The organism is Massilia jejuensis (assembly GCF_042656795.1).
Lineage (GTDB): Bacteria > Pseudomonadota > Gammaproteobacteria > Burkholderiales > Burkholderiaceae_D > Telluria > Telluria jejuensis.
Genome location: NZ_JBHSMS010000026.1, coordinates 38,355 through 55,677, shown reverse-complemented (window position 1 = coordinate 55,677; position 17,323 = coordinate 38,355). Strand labels below are relative to the sequence as shown.

The following is a 17,323-nucleotide window of genomic DNA, read 5'->3' as shown; positions in this document are numbered from 1 at the left end:
GCGCCAAGCGCACGTGGATGACGGATGTGGAGTACCGCTGGGTGAGCCGCCATGCCCGCGTGCACGTCAAGTCCTACCTGGTTTCGTCGACGTGTCAAGCGCTGCCCACGGGCTGCCAGCTGCCGCAGGGCTTGGCACAGGATCGCCTCATCAAGGCCATGCCTGCGTCGGGGATCGTTTCGTATATCCACTGCCAGGCACTGATGTCGGCCAAGTGGTCTCGCGTCACCGGCGAGAACGAATACGACGTGCACAGCACCTGGCTGCGCGCGCATGACCGGGCAGTGTGCTTCGAGGCTGCTTACCGGCTGCAGCAGGCAGGTTTCCGCGTGTCCGGCTATGGAAACGGGTCGGTGATCGTCAACGTCGACAAGGACAACCTGGTGGGGCTGGAACAGGCCGCGATCGCCATGGATTTCACGATGCCCCGATTCAATGCACTACTACAGGAGTTTGGCTATGTTAGCCCCGATCATTCCCATTGACCCGCTCGATCGCGCTATCGGCCAGATCGTCTGGCGCCTGCCGCTGGAACTGACGGCCGAGATGGACAACATCTTCCAGCTCCCCCCGGTAAATCGCGTCACCCGGCTCATGGAGATCATCACGGCCGCGGCAAAGCGCGACCCGAAGATCGTCGAGATCCTGCGCGCGCCCGACGTCCTCCCAGGCTTGAAGCAGATGGCGCACGATCGCCGTGCCGAGCACGAGGCGGCGGAGCAGCAGCTGAACCCGGCCACCGCGGCATAAGCGCGGCCCACTACCTTCCAGAAGACTTTTTGACATGACGAATATCCTGCTTTCTCTTGCCGAGTCCGCGCACGACACCCTCGGTGGCGGTAGCGCCATGACCCACTGCCAGTGGCGGGGCGCCGTGGTGCCATCGCAGCGTCTGGATCAGGGCGCCTTCATCAGCGAACTACTGCAGGACAGCCACTTGCCTAAGACAGCGCACGGTGGGGCAATGGGCGAGGAATCCGGGCCGTTCGCCGAGCCGTATTCGCTGGAAATGGCTGACGGCACGCTGGTGTCGTTCCTGCTCGTGCGCGGTGCCCGGAACAACATCCGTGAGGCGGACGCCGCCCGGATGGCCGAACTGGTCTCGACCAAGGTTGCGGCTTACATGGCCGGCGGCAACGGGAGCTCCTATTCGTTCGGCCTGTACTTCCTGCACGACCCGAATACTGCTGCTCAGGTCTTCGAGCAGAAGATCGCGCCAATGCTGGCCACTGCGAAGCGTCTCGGCGGCGACGCCGAATCCTACCGTCGTGACCTGGCCTCGCGCTTGTCGAGCGGTGCCGCCGAGGAAATGACGCTTCTCACCGTGCGCACGCACATGAAGGCGCTGCGCCCTGACGAGATGAAGCGGGCGACCGAGCAATACCAAGACATGATCAAGAAGATCATGACGACCGGGAAGGGTGTCAAGAACGTCCCTTTGGCCCTCCAGTCGCCGTTTGGCCAGATCCTTCTTAGCCGTAGCCCTGCGATCCTCCAGCGCCACGAGGGCCTGGTCAAGAGCCTGCTGAGCGACTTCAACAGCCGCACCATTGGCCTGTCGATGCAGCTGCTGGCCGTGCGCGAGGCATTCGAGCGCGTGCGCCGCTTCGCCGATCGGGAAGTGCCTTTCCAGCCGAGCTGGACTGCGCGCCTGCTCGGGCAGGAAGGCGCCATCTATTCGGCGACCGCGGACAAGGCCTCGCCAGCGCCGCTCTCCCTGGGCATGCAGGTCTTGACGCGCAAGGTGCTCGGCCACATCGGCAACTACGAGACCTCAACCGTAGGCCACACCTGGTACGGTACCGCCGTCATGGAGATCGGCCCGGTGTCGCCGCGCAACCTCCCTTCGCAGACCATTTTCTCTGCCCTGATGCAGAAGGTACGCGCCGTCGGCATCCCTATGAGCATCTCCTACGAGATCTTGCCGAAGGGCCTCGAATACAACCGTCTCAACCAGGTGCTCAATTCGTTCCTGGCGCCGTTCAATGCTACCAACCGCCAAATCCGCGACGCATACACGGAGCTGCGCCAGCATAACGAGCACCGCGCCGCGACCGATCCGATCATCGGGCTGCGAGTGTCCTTCTCGACCTGGGCTCGCTCGCAGGAGAAGGCCGAGAGCGCGCTGCTGGAGCTCGACCTGGCCGTGAAGAGCTGGGGCGGCATGCAGGCGAACCATGAGACGGGCGAGCCTGATGTCGCGCGCTTGTCGAGCATCCCGGAATACACGAGCGCGAGCTGCGCGCCGGTGGTGCCGGCGCCGCTGTCGGATGCGATTTACATGTCGCCGCTGATGCGGCCGGCGTCGCCCTGGGAATTCGGGCAGCTGCAGTTCAAGACCAGTGATGGCGTGATTTATCCGGTGCAGATCGGCTCGCGAAAGCACGCTTCGTTCGTCTCGGGTTGGGTGGCGCCTTCCGGCTCGGGTAAATCGTTCCTGATCAACCGCGTGATGTACTGCCTGTCGCTCTCGCCGGGCGCCCAGCAGCTTCCATACGGCCTCGTGATCGACGTGGGCGCGTCGGGTAAAGGATTCCTTCGCCATCTGCGCACGGTGCTGCCTAAAGAGCTGCACAGCCAGCTGATGTATTTCAAGGTCATCAACGACGCGATGTACTGCGCCAATCCGCACGACCTGCAGCTCGGCTGCACGCGTCCGACCGGCGGCGAGATGGACTTCCAGGTCGCTGTGTATGAGGTGATCTTCAAGGGTCTGGGCGACGAGACTGGTGCCTTCATCAAGTCGATGCTGACCGAAGCCTATCGCATGTATGCGCCGGATTCCACCGATGCGCGGCTTTGGCAGGCGGCCTACTGCGAGGACATTACCCGCGAGCTGCGCGAGATCGGCTTCGATCTCGATACCGGCCGCGCACCGACCGTCTACAGCGCCGTCGACGCACTGTTCGCCGCGGGGCGCATCGAGTCGGCGCGCATCGCGCAGCGCTTCGCCGTGCCTCGCATGGAAGACATGACCAAGGTGCTGCAGAGCGATCGCGTGCGGGCCGTCTACGGTACCGCCAAGGTGGGTGACGAGCTGCTGATCGAGCGCGCTTCGCGTGCGCTGCTGAACGCCACGAACGAGTACGCAGTGCTCTCGGGTGTCACGCGCATGAACACGGATAACTCCCGAATCATGGTGGTCGACCTGCAGAACGTGCTGGGCGGATCGTCGGCCAGCGGCAAGGAATTCGCGGGCATGATGTACCTGTACGCCCGCCACCTGGGCGCGCGTAACTTCTTCCTCGACGTCGAAGAGATGGAAACCCTGTTGCGGCCAGAGTACAAGGCATACCAGATCCGCCGTGTGCGCGAGATCCAACAGACGCCGAAGGTACTGACGTACGAAGAATGGCACAACGTGAACACGGTTCAGGGCTTGGTGAGCTTGAACGAGAAGGAGACGCGTGAGACCCGTAAGTTCAAGGTCTACCTGAATTTCGTGACCCAGTACATCACCGACTATCCGAAGGCAATTCTCGACGGTATGACGACCGTGATGGTGGCGGGCCAGCAGTCCGAGAAGCAGAACGTCTACGCTGCGGAACAGCTGGCGCTGTCGAACACCGACCTCGACATCCTGCGTAACGGGCTGGATCGTCAGGGCCGCATCTGGTCGTGGTTCCGCCTGCGCGATGGTCAGGTCACCGCCGTGTTCGACAACGAAGTCGGCCCGATCGAAACCTGGTGCTATACCACCGACGATACCGATGCACCCCTGCGCAATGAGCTCGAAATCCTGATCGGCGAAACCGAGGCCCTGAAATTCCTGGCCCGCGAATTCCCGAAGGGCTCGGCCGCCTCCTACCTGGAGCAGCGCAGCCGCATGATGGGCACCGAGCGTGTCGGCGACCGCGCCACTACGATCACCTCGATCGTAGCTGCCGAGCTGGCGCAGAAATATCACGAGGACGCGCGTCAGCTGCATGCGGCGTAATGCCGGCGCCACTGTTATCCCCAAAAATTGTGGATAACAGTGGCGTTTTTTTCGTCCTCCCCCTATGGCGAGCACGCTTTCTATCGGGCAAGTCAAACAATAGGCAGGGCCGACTCCGGCCGCCGAATCAAACGGGCGTCAGAAAATGAAAAATAGCACCACGAAGTTGAACCTCGCCGATGTCACCGTCGGTTTCCTCACCGGCTTGCCGGTAGCCGCGTTTGCTTGTCTGCTCTTTGGAAGCATCGGTGGCCTCCTCGGCGCTCTCGTGGCGTTCCTGGCTACCACCGGCAGCCAGCGCCAGCGCGCGGCCCTCCAGCTGCGCATCGATACCCCAGCTGCGCTCCACTGGGAGGTGGCGATCAACAAGGTGCGCGTCGGCTCGATCGCTGACTGCGACTATGCAGCCCTGGAGAAGGCCGTGCATGGCGATTGGCGCGTGTACTGGGCGCAGGGCCGCAATCTCGTCAAGGTAGGCGTGAGGGCCGCGGAGATGCTGGTCTCCGCAGTGCCCGTGGCTCTCTTCTGGGTGGCTCTGGCGCTGGTCTTCCTCGATCCGGACACCGCGGCAGCTGTCGCTGAGGGTCTGCGCACGGCGCCCGGCAGTGAGATCGTGGCAGCCATCGAGCGCTATACCACTAGTGTGATGATTTTCTTCGTTGTGCTGATGTTTTTGTTTGCCGCGATCGCCTCTCCACGCCTGGGCTACGAAAACATGTTCAGGGCCGAGCTGGGCGAGGCCGTGCGCCGGCGCGTACAAGCCGCTGCACAGGGCCGCCTGGAGCTTGTCCCGTGCCCTTCTCCGGTTCAGGTGACCGCTAGCTGAACCCTAGCCACCGTCCTGTTTTGAAAGCGCAAGCACTTTTTGCAACCACGCCTGCCTGAAATTTCTATGATGGGTTCATCAGCGATCGCAACAAGGATCGATTGAAGCGGTTTCGAGAAGTACAAATTTAGCGATATGGCATCGTCGTCGGCCCAGACGCTGTCCTTCAGATCTGGGCCTATTTCTACAGGAGATTCACATGTTCGGTCGCATTAACGGCAACGCAAACGGCGCAACCACTTTCGTCAACTACAACGGCAAGACCGGTCTGTTCACCATCGACCACAACTCGCAAAACGCCGAAGGTACCTTCCGCGAGCACCAGACCAGCACCGGTCGCAAGGTATTCAAGGAAGAGTATCCGGACATGATCTCGGCCTTCGTGCGCCGCGTCCTGATCAAGGAAGAAGACGTCTACCAGAAGCCGGGCGAGAAAGAGCACAAGATCTGGGTGTCGCTGCGCAGCCCGGACGGCAAGGATGCGCTGGTCAAGTTCAGCATGGGCAGCAGCGCGCTGCAAGTTCTGGGCGCCCTGAACGCCGCTGACCTGTCGAAGCCGATCACCCTGAAGAGCTTCTTCTTCGCCGCAGGCACCAAGGGCAAGGACGCAGCGGGCAACGAAGTCATCCGCCAGAAGGACGACGTCCGCCTGGTCGGTTACCAGGGTGACCAGAAGCTGACCAACAAGTACGGCGAAGGCGAAGTCGTGATCCCGAAAATCGAGAAGATCGAAGTGAAGCACCCGACCACCGGCAAGGTGATCAGCACGGTGAACGACTTCACCGCCCAGCACGAGTTTACCCTGGAACTGGCCCGCGCCGTGGCCGCCAAGGCTGCCGGCGCCACCGGCACGCAACCGGCCCCGGTCGCCCCGCAAGCCCAGCCGGCACCTGCCGCCACCGCCGAGGAAGATTCGGCGCTGTCGGTCTCGGACATCCTGGGGGAAGAAGACGCCGGCGCCAGCGATGCCGCGGCCTTCGGCCAGAACGGCTAAAAACCTCGGCCACTGCGAAAGCGGCGGCTGCCCGAAGCCTCGCCACAGTGCGAGGCTTTTTTTCGTTGTATTCGTGCCTTTGCGCAACCACGCCTCTCAACTTCTATTACCGTAGAGCTACAGGTTAAATGCAATCACCAGAATTTACAGATAGGAGCGGATATGCCCAGTTGGTTCGATCTCGGTAAGCAGGAAGTCAAGCTGCGGTTCATTAAGGAAGAGGGGTTCAAAGAGAACCTCTTGATCTTGATCGGCCTGGTGCGTGGTTCGCCGGAGTGGGAGGCGTGCCAGCACGCGCCGCTGAACTTCGAGCCGGTCAAAAGTGGCAAGCCATTCCTGATCCGCCCGTTCTCGCCGACCAAGACCCCTAAGCTGTCGGAATTCAAGACGGTCTTCCCGAACGCCCGCCAGATCCAGATCGCGACCGCGCAAGACGTGCGCTTGCGCCTGGAAGGCGGCGCCAAGCTCTCCCCACAGGAGATGGCGGTTGCAGCTGCGATGCGTGTTGCGGCGCCGATCGGCATGAACCTCATGAGCCACCGGGTGTTCGAGCGCCCGGAAGGCAGCCGCTTCCTGGTCGACGCCGAGGGCAAGCGCGTGGAAGAAGGCACGATGCCGGCCGCGTTCATGCTGCGCGCGGACGAAACGAACCTGGTGAGCTGCGTGCGCGGCTTCATCGCAGGCCTGATGGCCGGTTCGCACGCCGATGTGGCCGATGTGAACCGCTTCGTCGATGTCCTGTACGGCCGCGGTGCCTCGGTCGACCGGCTCAAGGTCGAGGAAGTCGCCCAGACGATCGAGTCGGAGATGGCGAACCGCGTGCTGGAGCGCCACGAGCTGGCCGGCGACGCCGCCTATCGCGAAGCGCAGCTGCTGTACGAGAACTCGCCTGCCTATGTCGGCCCACAGAAGGGCGCGGGCGCGATCCCGCTGCCGGCGGCCGTCGCCGCCCAGGAACTGGTGCGCGCCTTCGGCGGCGAGGGACAGATCCCGATCTATATCCCCCAGCTCAATGACGGCGCCATCGCCTCGCTGCTGGGCTCGACCTATGTGACGCTTACCGACCCGGCCGCGCCGGAGTCCGTCGATGCGCGCCTGCGCACCTTCGTGCCTGGTTCGGTCAACGTGGTCGAGCGCGCCTTTAACGAATCGGTACCGCCGCACCGCCTGTCGTCCCTGAGCCGTCACGACGTTACGGCCGAGTCGCTCGCCGAGATGCGCCACGCCATGTCGCGCCGTCACCCGAACGGCCTGACCATCCTGACCTTCCCGGAGTATTCCAGCGCCGCCGACGTCGATCGCCAGGCCGAAAAGGGACGCGTGACGGCCTTCCTGCGCGGCCTGCAGGCCGATTACGACGTCTTGGGCATTGGGCTCCTGTCGCCGGTCATGCGCCGCAAGATGAACCTGTCGTCCGGCCTGATGATGGTGACGGTCGGCCGCAAGTTCAGCGCCAAGGAGCGCGAGCTGCGCGGCGAAGACTGGATCCCGCGCAAGCAGGACACGATGTACGACTGGGACGCGCTGCGCACCTTCACCAATGATGTCCTGGTGCGCGTGCACGAGTCGGCTGGCCACAAGATGACCGCCGAGGAAGAAGCGGCGCTGCGCGCCAACGAGAACGCTGAGAACAGCTACCAGCTGCCTTACGATGCCTTCTCGCACAATGGCGAAATCCAGCTGATGATCCCCCGCAACCTGGCTGGCCCGACCTACAAGGCGCTCCAGAGCCTGCAAGACCGCAGCGGCAATATCGACGAATACGTGCGCAATGCAATTGGCTTCACCGAAGAGCAGTTTGCCTACCTGGCACCGGAGCAGGTCGACGCGTCGGCCCTGATGGTGAGCGCGCTCGACCGCGACAAGGGCTTCGTGCTGGGCGACCAGACCGGTGCTGGCAAAGGCGCGACGATCGCCACCAGCGTCTCGTACGCATGGCAGCGCGGCCTGCCGGTCATTTTCGTGACCAAGCAGGACAGCCTGTTCTCGGACTTCTACCGCGACCTGAAGAAAACCGGCCTGCACACGCAGCTGCGCCCGATGGTGCTGAACCACACGGCCCAGGTGGTCGACCAGTTCTCCGAAAATCTGGACAAGATTGCAAGCGGCGTCTCGTCGAAAAAATTCAGCGAAAACTTCCAGTTCGGTCTCGAAGGCTTCGGCAACCCGAACCTGATTTTCTGCACGTACTCGCAGTTCAGCAAGGGCGAGAATTCGGACAAGTCGGAGTGGATCAAGTCGATCGCGCCGAAGTGCATCGTGATTTTCGATGAATCCCACATTGCCGCCGGCGACACCTCGCAGCTGGGTTCGGTGTGCACCGCGGTCGCGAACGCGGCCAAGGCGGTCGTGTATTCGTCGGCTACCTGGCTCAAGGATGCGCGCCAGATGAGCTTCTACAGCCGCATGCTCCCGGCTTCCATCGACACGTCGATGGTGTCGGAAGCGATGCAGGCCGGCGGCGAGAGCATCCAGGAAGTGTTCACGGCCATGTTGGCTGAGGACGGCCTGTTCATCCGCCGTGAGCGCGACGCGTCGCAGCTCGACATCATGATGACGGTGGACGATGCGCGCCTGTCGGCCAACGAGAAGATCTCCGACCAGGTGGCTATCATCCTGCAGGGCCTGCAGCGCCTGTGCGGTGTCACCGACCAGGTGGGCCGCCGCCTGACCCGCGCCCAGGTGAAGAAGCTAGACACGGCGCAGCGCTTTATCGCGGCGACGCTGGAGCGCGCCAACAATTCGTCCCGTCAGGCGATCGAGGCGCTGCGCGCACGCGCCGCCCAGGATGCAAACGCTCCGGAAGGCGAGGTCGACGGCGGCAATGACGACGCGATCGACGAGGCCGCGCGCCAAGCCGCAGCTCTGGTGGCCGGCACCTACGCCCAACAGATGGCCAATGAAGAGGCGATCGCCAACCAGGCGGAGCCGGAGAACGAGGAGTTCCTGGCTGCCGGCCACGCCGCGCACGTGATCGATGCCCAGTCGCTGGCTGCCGATGAGGCGCATGCGCTGCTGGATGGTGGCGAGCAGATCGAGGGCACGCTGACGAACCTGCTCGACCTGCGTGTTGAAGACCTGGGCCTGACCGCTGACCTGGCCGAGAAGCTCTCGACCGACATCAACATGCTGGGCGGCGACGCCGACGCGCTGCGCCGCCTGCAAGGCGAGATGCGCCGCATCAAGCGCATGATCGACGGCGTGAAGACGCAGACCACCAGCTTCGGCAGCCTGTTGTTCACCACCCAGCGCACCCTCAACGTCGCCCTGCAAGCACGCTTTGCGGGCGAGCGCGCCGTCGCCAAGATCCGCGAGGGGAAGAAGCCGATCATCTTCCTGGAGCAGACCTTCGAGCAGCGCATCAAGGAAGCCCTGGCCGATCCGGACACGGTCAAGAACGACGACGGCACCTACAGCATCCGTCCGCAGACCCTCAAGCTGACCCTGCGCGCCATGTACGACACGGTCGTTCGCATGACGCACGTCGACGCCGAGGGCAACCGTATCGAGGGCAATGTGCTTGAATCGCAGTTTGCCGCGTCGGAAGCGGAGCGCGAAGCGATCAAGGAAGGCCTGGCCACGCTCGACTCGATGATCGACGAGCTGCCAGACGACCTGTACTGCTCGCCGATCGACACGATTTGCAATGCGATCCGCCAGGCCGGTTTCTCGGTCGGGGAAGCGACCGGCCGTAAGTACAAGGTCATCGGAATGCACTCGGATCACTGGATTGTGGCGCCACGCCCGGCCCACGAGTCCAAGATCAGCAACATCGAGCGCGGCTTCAACTTCGGCGAATACGACGCCCTGGTCGGCAACAAGGCCATGTCCACCGGCATGAGCCTGCACGCGTCCGAAGACTTCAGCGACCAGCGCCAGCGCACCGAGATGTTCTGCCAGGTGTTCGGCGACATCGTGGACTACGTCCAGGCGATCGGCCGGGCCGACCGCCGCGGCCAGGTGATTCCGCCGGAAGTGGAGATGCTGGCGTCGGGCCTGCAGTCGGAAGCGCGCATCATGATGGTGCACTACGGCCACCTGCGCAAACTGTACGCGTCGGCCACCAGCAACCGTTCGAGCCGCTTCGAGCTGCACGAGCTGCCAGACCTGTTCAACAACGTGGGCGACGCGTCGGTACGCGACTTCCTGCAGGCCAACCCAGCCATCGCTACCCGCCTGGGCATCGAGTTCCGCTCGTTCATGCCGGAAGCGATCCACCCGGACGGTACCGAGGTGAACGCACCGATGCACGGTCTGGCCAAGCGCACGGTGTCTCGCCTGGATCTGTTGCCGGACAAGGAGTCGCGTGTCGTGTACCAGGAGATCACCTACAACTTCAATGAGGTGGTCGCTGAACTGGATCAGCAGGGCATCAACCCGCTGCGCACCAACGTGCTGAACATGGCCGACTTCGACGCGGCCGCCATCACCGGCTCCGAAGACCTGCTGCCGGCGCGCCTGAACGATCATGGCGACGTCGATTCCGTGTTCGACGAGGCCGTCGAGCTGCAAACCGTGACCACGCGGGTGAGGGTTGCTGCGCGCAAGTGGGACGATGTCCTGTCGGAGATCGAGCGCAATACCCAGCGCATGTTCCTGGACTCGCGCCAGGCTCGTGACAACCGCGAGACGCCTGATTTCGTACCGGACATGGAAACGCCAGCGATTTACCAGTCGGGCGGCCCTGATGTCGTCGGCCCGATGACCGGCGCGATTCGCATGGTGCCGTCAGGCCTGCGTACCCGCGTCGAGAAGATGTTCGACGCCATGATGGTGATGATGCGCTCGTCGGACGCGGCACGCCAGGGTGCGAACGAGACGGTCGACTCGGGCCGCACCAGGGACGAGAGCGGCAACCAGCTCATTACCCCGATGCAGGTGATCGAGCGCCGCCGCAACTGGCTGCTGTCTCACCTGCAGCACTTCATGCCAGGCCAGTACGTGATCGTCCGTGAGCGCCACTTCGGTATCGGTGAAGAGAAGGTGCTCAAGGGCGCCGTGACCTCGCTGACGCTGCCGCCGCGGGGCCGCGAAACCAACCTGGCGCGCTGGGTCGTGACGATCCAGATGGCCGGCTGGATGACGCCGCAGCGCTTCACGCTGGCAGACCTGTACAAGAAGCAGTTCACCGGCCTGGATCTGTGGCTGCCGGGCGCCGAGCGTATCGACGACGGCCTGCTGAGCCGCGAGGTGCCAGACGAGTTCAACGCCTTCATCGAGCGCGACCACACGTCGAAGCGTTACGTCCTGTGCGGTAACCTGTTCCGCGCCGCGTCGATCGCCGCCAAGCACAAGATCGGCGCCGGCGCCGTGCTGCAGATGCCGGCAGAAGCACCGCGTCGCGTCATCAACATCCGCCCGTACATGACGAAGGAATCGATCTATTCGACCGTCCCTGTCGAGCTGGCGCCGGAAGGCGTGACCACGCTGTTCTGCTCGACTTGGTCGGCGCTGAATCGCCCGCCGTCGAAGAATGCCTTCTACTGGCAGGAGTTCCTGCGCTCGAACCTGGAAAGCCGCGCGCTACACTCGTCGGCCGATTCCAAGAACGCCGATGTCTCGATCTACTGGCTGCCAAACCGCACCACCTTCCAGCAGGATCTGCAGGAAGGCGTCAGCCAAGACGAAATGGATCTGCGCCGCAACGCCCGCGCACCGCAGGCGCAGACTGAGCAGCTGCTGGCCGGCGTCGGCGCGCGCGTCCGCAAAACCTGCCTCGACCGCAATGAGCAGTCGGAGCTGGCCACGGCCATCAACGAAGAGCTCGGCTGCGAGGCGGTGAAGATCGAGCGCGGCCGCCAGGGCTCGGCAACGGTGCGCGTCCTGTTGCGTTTTACCGACGCCGATGGCAATCGCGACAGCGACGAGAAGATCCGCGAAAAGCTGGCGATCTTCACCCGCCACGTGATGCGCGCGACCGAGACCCGCCAGTTCTACTCGACGTCGCCTGCGATGCGATTGCTGGCCATGGCCGTTACCGAGCGCACCCGCGAGCAGTCCCGCGCGCTGCGTGAGGCTGCGCACGAGTCCCAGATGATGCGCCGCCAGATGCAGCGCCTCCACCTGAACGGCGACGCTGATGAGCAGGCCGGGGAAGGCGAAGGGCAGGGCGAACACGAGGACGGGGACGGCGACGATGATGTAAACGAGCAACGCGCTGCCTAAAACAGCGAACGGCCGGGCCAGTTTCCCGGCCGTTATTGTTTCCTGAGCAATGAAAGTAGTGCACAGTAGCAATTGTCGGCTATCAATTCAGGGCTCATTCTTGTACCATAGCCATCGTACGAAACATCATTTGGAAATCTGACAATGTCCCGAACTGTGATCCTGGCCGAGAAGGCAGCTGTCGCGAAAGAGATCGCCTCTTTCCTCGCGCAGCAGCAGGGCGGGCGATCGAGGCGTGACGACTGCGGTTACCGCCTTCCGAACGGCGATTTTGTTGGCTATACCAATGGCCACCTGATAGACATGGCGCCGATCGACGAATACATGGCGCCCGAGCAAAAGTGGGCCGATCCCCTGGTGTACCTGCCAGTCATGCCCCTTGTGCACAAGCGCGCGCCACGCCCGCGCAGAAACGAGGATGGTTCGGTGATGGTGCGTGATGGTGCGCCGGTACCAGATCCGCTCTTTGTAGCGATCCAGCGCAAGGTGCGCGAGGCAGACATCATCATCAATGCCGGCGATAAAGGCAGGGAAGGGCAGCTCGTGATGGACGAGCTGTTCCGCGAACTGGGGATCGATCCGGCCGCACCGCACGTTATGCGCGCAGCGGTGACCGACATGCATCCCAAGGCTCTTGAGAAAGCCTTTGCCGAGCTCACGCCAAACGGCCTGCCGCGGTGGCAGCTGTCGGGCGAGGCCGCGCGTGCGCGGCAAGAGGGCGATTGGCTCGTCGGGTTCAACGGCTCGCGAGCCTACCAGTCCCTACTGGACGACAAGTCGGTAGCGGTCGGGCGCTTGAAGGGGCCGATCCTCTGGATGGCGGCAAAGCGTGAGCGCGAAATCGCCGAGTTCGTCCCGGTGCACTACTACACGCCGATCATTACTCTGGACGACGGTACCGAGCTGCGCTGGAAGGCGCGCCCTGGTGCTGAGCAAACGGAGGGCTTCGACGCGCAAGGCCGCATCACGAGCGAGGAGCTCGCCAGGTCGATCGTCGACAAGATCAATGGTGGCCTGGAAGGGCGGTACAACAAGGCTGCCGTGCGGCGTAAGCGCAAGGCCCCGCCGATGCCCTTCACGAAGACGACGCTGGAGATGGAGGCCAGCCAGCGGCTCGGTATTCCAATGGAAGACGTCACCGAGGCGATGCACAACCTGTATTTGAAGCACCGGCTCATTTCCTATATCGGTACCGACTGCCCCTATATCCCGGAGACGATGCTGCTTGAGGCGCGCGGGATCATGGCTGGGCTCTCGCCGATGTTCGGGAAGGTCATGCGCGGCGCCAACGCCGGCGCCCGGCCGGACTCGGTCGACGACGCCAAGATCGGCGAGAACGAGCACCACGCGATTGTGCCGCTGGGCACGCTGCCGGCCTCCGGGCGCGACCTCAATGCGGCCGAGCGCGAGGTGTTTGAGATGATCACGCACCGCTTCGCAGCCCAGTTCTATCCCGACTTCGAGTACGACGTCACCACGGTCGAAGTGGCATTCGGCAATGATCTGTTCGTTGCCGATTCGACCCAGGTCGTGCGTTACGGGTGGACGGAAGCAGATCCCCAGGAGCCGGAGATGGATGTCGAGGACGAGATCGTCGACCAGCTGCCGGCCGAAGTCGAGATCGACGACGACCGCGATGCGGAGGCCGCGTGAATAAGCCCCTTAACATCGGTAAGGTGCGTGTCGGCGCCATCATTGGCGCAGTATCCGCGCGCGTCGAGGTGACGCAAAGCCCTCCGCCGCCCAGCTACACCGAGGCGAGCCTGCTTGAGGACATGCTGTTTGCGTCGCGCCACGCACAGACTCCTGCCGATGTCGCCGTGCTGGAGGCTACCAACGGGATTGGCACCGCGCGCACACGTAGCGAGGGGATCGTCGACCTGATCCGAAACAAGTCGCTTGCGCGCGAATCGCGCGTGGTCGGCGGCCGCCAGACAACGGTGGTCGTGATGACTGAGGCAGGAAAGAAATTGGAAGCAGCGCTGCCGTCCGAGCTCAAGAGCGTTGGCCTGACGGCGAAATGGGAAATGTTGTGCAGGCGGATCGAGCGAGGCGAGGTTACGGCAGAGAGTTTCCTGACCGTGATCCGTAAGTTTGTCGCTGCTGTGGTTGCTGATGTAAAAAAGCGAAAAACGGTCGGTTGATTGCAACCACGTGCTTTCGCATCAGCCAAAATTAACGAACGGTAAATCCGTACATATTTGAAGGACAACCACAATGAGAACGGAGCAAATAATGAAGACGCTGAACGGTGCGCGACGCGCTGTTGGTTTGAGCGGTCAGGGGCTCGGCTGCAGCCCGGTCATCCTCACCAACACGCTGCGGCAGCTCGAACGCGAGAACTGCTCCGAAGCGCTGCCACTGACGGTGGCTGCGCTCAAGAGCGTGCTCGAAAAGAAGACCCCGGTGTCGGAGAAGGTCGCCGCAAACTCGCTGGCGGAAATCAACGGCGTGCGCAACCAGGTGAAGATGCGCCTGGCGCAGGAACAGGTGGAAAACGCTGCCGACGCCGAGGAAGAAGGCGGGGACGAGCCGGCGCCAGGGTATTCGAGCTGATCGGAGCCAGCCATGAGTAGCATCAATGTAGGCATGTCGGTCGCCGTGCGTGCCCTGGAGGAGTTGCCGGCCGAGCAGCAGGCAGTCTACCGGGCGCGCTACGTCGCTGACGAAACCCGCGAGCTGACGTGCGCCCGATTGGGCATGGCCCCCGAGCGCTACGACGACGTGTTGAAGGAAACATTGCGCTCGCTGCGCAGAATGGTCTCCGCGACGACGCGAACCATGGTCAAGGCGTAAGGAATAACATGCCAAAAATCGTTACAGATTTCAATAAAGATGTGCCGGCCGATAAGATCGTCACCGAGGGCATCGACGCATTCTCCGAGCGCGGCCGCGGCCTGATGTTCATCGAAATGATCGCCGATGTTGCCGGCGACCTGGCCACGCCCGACTCCGAGCACTACGACGAGACGCTTGCCTGGGTGAAGAACCCACTCAACCTCACGGCATGGGTGCAGATCGTCGAAGCGTCGCCATCAGTCGTGCCTTCGCTACAGAAGGCTTTTCTTGAGCGTCCAGCAGCACTGAAGCTGGCGTGCGAGACGGTACATCGCGCAAGCTCGCGTACGGGCGACGGCCTGGAGCGCTTCATGCGTGCGATGGGCATGCAGTCCCAGGTCGGCAGCTCGTCGCTCGGGGAATCTGACGCCATGGATGAGATGGCCGACGTGTACGCGCTGTAAAGACAACCCTGCGACACGCGTCGCAGCAGTTACTCGCTGGCCGTGCACGGCCGGCTCACCAGGAGAACAGATTGAACTTGATGGAAGCATTGCTCGCCACGGCGGAGCGCGAAGACATTCCCGAAAATCAGCGCACCACCTACTGGATCGATGGCGGCATCATGTACGCCGACGAAATCTTCTCGGCGCAAGGATTCATGCCGCTGCTCGGCCGCATGGCGGAACGCAAGCTGATGCGCACGCTGACCACCACCGACATTCGCTGCGGGTTCTCCTATATCCCTGACCGTGCGGGCATGTTCGGTGAATGCTTCTCCGCGGCGCCGTCGACCGAGGGCATCCTCGAAGACAGCCTCCGCCTGGCCGCGCTTGCCGAGGCGGCGCATGACGTGCTCGGCATGGGCAAGCCCGGCGTGATCGACATCACCCCTGTATTTGAATTCTTCCGGGCCATGCCCCGCGACCAACGCACCAGCCTGCACCAGGTCGAAGATAAGGAGCTGAAGCAATGGCCTCTGTACCAGCAGCTGCAAGCGCAGCCGGCGTAACGCCTGGCCTCACCAGCGCCAGCCCGGCTCAGGCCGCAGTCGGTGCTGTAATGGAGCAGCACTTCCGCGCGGCCGTGAACGACTCGAAGGTTGACTACTCGCCGGCCTGGCGCGACGCGAAGGTATCAATCCGGTACCTGAACCACATGAGCCCGCTGATGCTGGGCATCATCCAGCGCCCTGGTACCAACGCAAGCATGGAAGAGCGCAAGAGCGCGCTCCAGTTCATGATTTCCTCGACCGATGCGCTGGCCAAAGTCATGGCCGACCGCCTCGCCGTCAGTCCCGACGCAAAAGCCTACGAGCGTGTTGAGCTCAACTCGATGCTGTCGCATATCGTCGGCCGCATTTGGGAGAAGTCTACGCCCGAGAACCAGCAGGCCCAGGTCGATGACTTCGTCCGCACGGTCGCCTCGGTATTTGCGGACGAGGGGTTCCTGGGAAGCCAGCAAGCCCATGCCGAGCGCATGATGAGTAAGATGGGGTACCTGCGGGTCGATTCGCCGGAGACGATGCAAACGCGCCTGCAGCTCGCGATGCATCAGGCCACTCTGCGCTTCTTCGAGGGCGTAACCGACGAGCGTCTGCGCAATGGGAAAGGCCTGTCCTTCACCTATGGGCAGAAGAAGGCTGCTGTCGTGGCGAAGATGCAAGCCGATTTCTCGGATGCGCTGGGAGCATTCCTGGCCGGCATGACGTTTGCGCCAGTGCTGTCGAATGACCAGCGCACGACGGTGATGCAATCGTGGATCCGCCAAGCGTCCGAGATCTACCGCTCCGAATATGTGGCAAGCACCCAACGCGTAATGGACTGGTTCCGCGCTGGCGAAGCCGTCTCGAAAGAGGAATTCGAGAAGCGATTCGCGCGAGCGATCACCACTTTGCCCGACGTATTGAAGAAAACCAGGGGAGTGACGCTCGAAACGCTAACCGACCTGGTGGCTGTTGCCGGCTTTGACGGGGTTCCGGAGCGCTCTGATGGTGAGGCGCCCGAGCCAGCTGCTGGGCAATGCCAGTAGCTCCATAAATGTTTCTGTGAGACACTATCGCATTCCCCTAAAAGGCAACGAGATGAAACGCCGCTTTTTTTTACTGGCATCTGTTCTGTTTTATGTGCATAGCACATCAGTAGGCGCTGCAACTTCGTGTAGTGAATTCCGATCGGACATACAGCAGATTCAGCAGCAAGTCAGGCAGATCGAGTTCAACCGCTCCACGACCGGCCTGAACGCCGTTCAGCAGGCGTCGCGCCTGGTCAAGTCGAGTTGCCTCGACCAGCTCTCTTCGCTCGATATGGCGTCGTTCGGGTTCACACCCGGTGCTTCGGCCATGATTACGAAGCTGGCCAACCAGGCATGCCAGCGGCTTTCCCAGGAATTGTCCGAGAAGATTAACGAGGTCAACCAGAAGGCCACACAGGGAGTCAACAGCGCGATCAACGGCGCCAACATACCAGGTCTCTCGACCGATACGTTTGGCAATCTGGGTGGTGGCATCCAGCCTTCGACGACCATGGCCAGCGAGCCGACCCTGGCAGGCCAAGGGAGCAACATGGTGGTCGACGCTTGGAACAAACTCAAAAACATGCTCCTGCCCTAAGGAACGAAATGC

At 62.7% G+C, this 17,323-nt stretch carries 14 protein-coding genes; all 14 read left to right on the top strand.

Going from position 1 to position 17,323, the window contains the following annotated elements:
* A partial coding sequence (locus tag ACFPOU_RS07955; protein WP_379719243.1) for a hypothetical protein occupies positions 1-485 on the top strand: 485 nt, incomplete at its 5' end.
* Complete coding sequence (locus ACFPOU_RS07950) at positions 460-750, top strand: hypothetical protein (protein ID WP_379719240.1); 291 nt, start codon at positions 460-462, stop codon at positions 748-750. The genes ACFPOU_RS07955 and ACFPOU_RS07950, both read left to right, overlap by 26 nt.
* 34 nt (positions 751-784) lie before the next feature.
* Complete coding sequence (locus tag ACFPOU_RS07945) at positions 785-3,937, top strand: hypothetical protein (protein ID WP_379719237.1); 3,153 nt, start codon at positions 785-787, stop codon at positions 3,935-3,937.
* A gap of 145 nt (positions 3,938-4,082) precedes the next feature.
* Positions 4,083-4,763: a hypothetical protein gene (locus ACFPOU_RS07940; RefSeq protein WP_379719234.1), complete on the top strand. Its 681-nt coding sequence runs from the start codon at positions 4,083-4,085 to the stop codon at positions 4,761-4,763.
* Between the two features lie 199 nt (positions 4,764-4,962).
* The gene (locus tag ACFPOU_RS07935) at positions 4,963-5,757 is read left to right on the top strand and encodes a hypothetical protein (protein WP_379719231.1); all 795 of its coding nucleotides are present in this window, start codon (positions 4,963-4,965) and stop codon (positions 5,755-5,757) included.
* A 162-nt stretch (positions 5,758-5,919) separates the two neighbouring features.
* Positions 5,920-11,922 (top strand): strawberry notch-like NTP hydrolase domain-containing protein, encoded by a 6,003-nt coding sequence (locus ACFPOU_RS07930; protein WP_379719228.1) that lies wholly within the window; start codon positions 5,920-5,922, stop codon positions 11,920-11,922.
* Positions 11,923-12,066: 144 nt separating this feature from the next.
* Positions 12,067-13,575, top strand: coding sequence for a DNA topoisomerase (locus ACFPOU_RS07925; RefSeq protein WP_379719225.1), 1,509 nt, complete (start codon positions 12,067-12,069; stop codon positions 13,573-13,575).
* Positions 13,572-14,066: a DNA topoisomerase gene (locus ACFPOU_RS07920; protein WP_379719222.1), complete on the top strand. Its 495-nt coding sequence runs from the start codon at positions 13,572-13,574 to the stop codon at positions 14,064-14,066. The genes ACFPOU_RS07925 and ACFPOU_RS07920 overlap by 4 nt, the downstream gene beginning before the upstream one ends.
* A 91-nt stretch (positions 14,067-14,157) precedes the next feature.
* A complete protein-coding gene (locus ACFPOU_RS07915) occupies positions 14,158-14,478 on the top strand; it encodes a hypothetical protein (protein ID WP_379719219.1) in 321 nt (106 codons plus the stop codon).
* A 12-nt stretch (positions 14,479-14,490) separates the two neighbouring features.
* On the top strand, positions 14,491-14,718 hold the full coding sequence (locus tag ACFPOU_RS07910) for a hypothetical protein (RefSeq protein WP_379719216.1): 228 nt from the start codon (positions 14,491-14,493) through the stop codon (positions 14,716-14,718).
* A gap of 8 nt (positions 14,719-14,726) precedes the next feature.
* A complete protein-coding gene (locus tag ACFPOU_RS07905; protein ID WP_379719213.1) occupies positions 14,727-15,164 on the top strand; it encodes a hypothetical protein in 438 nt (145 codons plus the stop codon).
* Positions 15,165-15,244: 80 nt separating this feature from the next.
* Positions 15,245-15,712 carry a hypothetical protein gene (locus ACFPOU_RS07900; protein ID WP_379719210.1) on the top strand — a complete coding sequence of 156 codons (468 nt, stop codon included), beginning with the start codon at positions 15,245-15,247 and terminating at the stop codon, positions 15,710-15,712.
* 50 nt (positions 15,713-15,762) lie between these two features.
* Entirely contained in the window at positions 15,763-16,731 is a 969-nt protein-coding gene (locus tag ACFPOU_RS07895) for a hypothetical protein (protein ID WP_379719207.1), read from the top strand.
* Positions 16,732-16,783: 52 nt separating this feature from the next.
* Complete coding sequence (locus ACFPOU_RS07890; protein ID WP_379719204.1) at positions 16,784-17,311, top strand: hypothetical protein; 528 nt, start codon at positions 16,784-16,786, stop codon at positions 17,309-17,311.
* Positions 17,312-17,323: the final 12 nt, after the last annotated feature.

Bases quoted from the DNA above. Each gene is read 5' to 3' on its own strand.
- ACFPOU_RS07950 (WP_379719240.1), top strand. From the start codon at position 460: ATGTTAGCCCCGATCATTCCCATTGACCCGCTCGATCGCGCTATCGGC.
- ACFPOU_RS07945 (WP_379719237.1), top strand. From the start codon at position 785: ATGACGAATATCCTGCTTTCTCTTGCCGAGTCCGCGCACGACACCCTC.
- ACFPOU_RS07940 (WP_379719234.1), top strand. From the start codon at position 4,083: ATGAAAAATAGCACCACGAAGTTGAACCTCGCCGATGTCACCGTCGGT.
- ACFPOU_RS07935 (WP_379719231.1), top strand. From the start codon at position 4,963: ATGTTCGGTCGCATTAACGGCAACGCAAACGGCGCAACCACTTTCGTC.
- ACFPOU_RS07930 (WP_379719228.1), top strand. From the start codon at position 5,920: ATGCCCAGTTGGTTCGATCTCGGTAAGCAGGAAGTCAAGCTGCGGTTC.
- ACFPOU_RS07925 (WP_379719225.1), top strand. From the start codon at position 12,067: ATGTCCCGAACTGTGATCCTGGCCGAGAAGGCAGCTGTCGCGAAAGAG.
- ACFPOU_RS07915 (WP_379719219.1), top strand. From the start codon at position 14,158: ATGAAGACGCTGAACGGTGCGCGACGCGCTGTTGGTTTGAGCGGTCAG.
- ACFPOU_RS07910 (WP_379719216.1), top strand. From the start codon at position 14,491: ATGAGTAGCATCAATGTAGGCATGTCGGTCGCCGTGCGTGCCCTGGAG.
- ACFPOU_RS07905 (WP_379719213.1), top strand. From the start codon at position 14,727: ATGCCAAAAATCGTTACAGATTTCAATAAAGATGTGCCGGCCGATAAG.
- ACFPOU_RS07900 (WP_379719210.1), top strand. From the start codon at position 15,245: ATGGAAGCATTGCTCGCCACGGCGGAGCGCGAAGACATTCCCGAAAAT.
- ACFPOU_RS07895 (WP_379719207.1), top strand. From the start codon at position 15,763: ATGGAGCAGCACTTCCGCGCGGCCGTGAACGACTCGAAGGTTGACTAC.
- ACFPOU_RS07890 (WP_379719204.1), top strand. From the start codon at position 16,784: ATGAAACGCCGCTTTTTTTTACTGGCATCTGTTCTGTTTTATGTGCAT.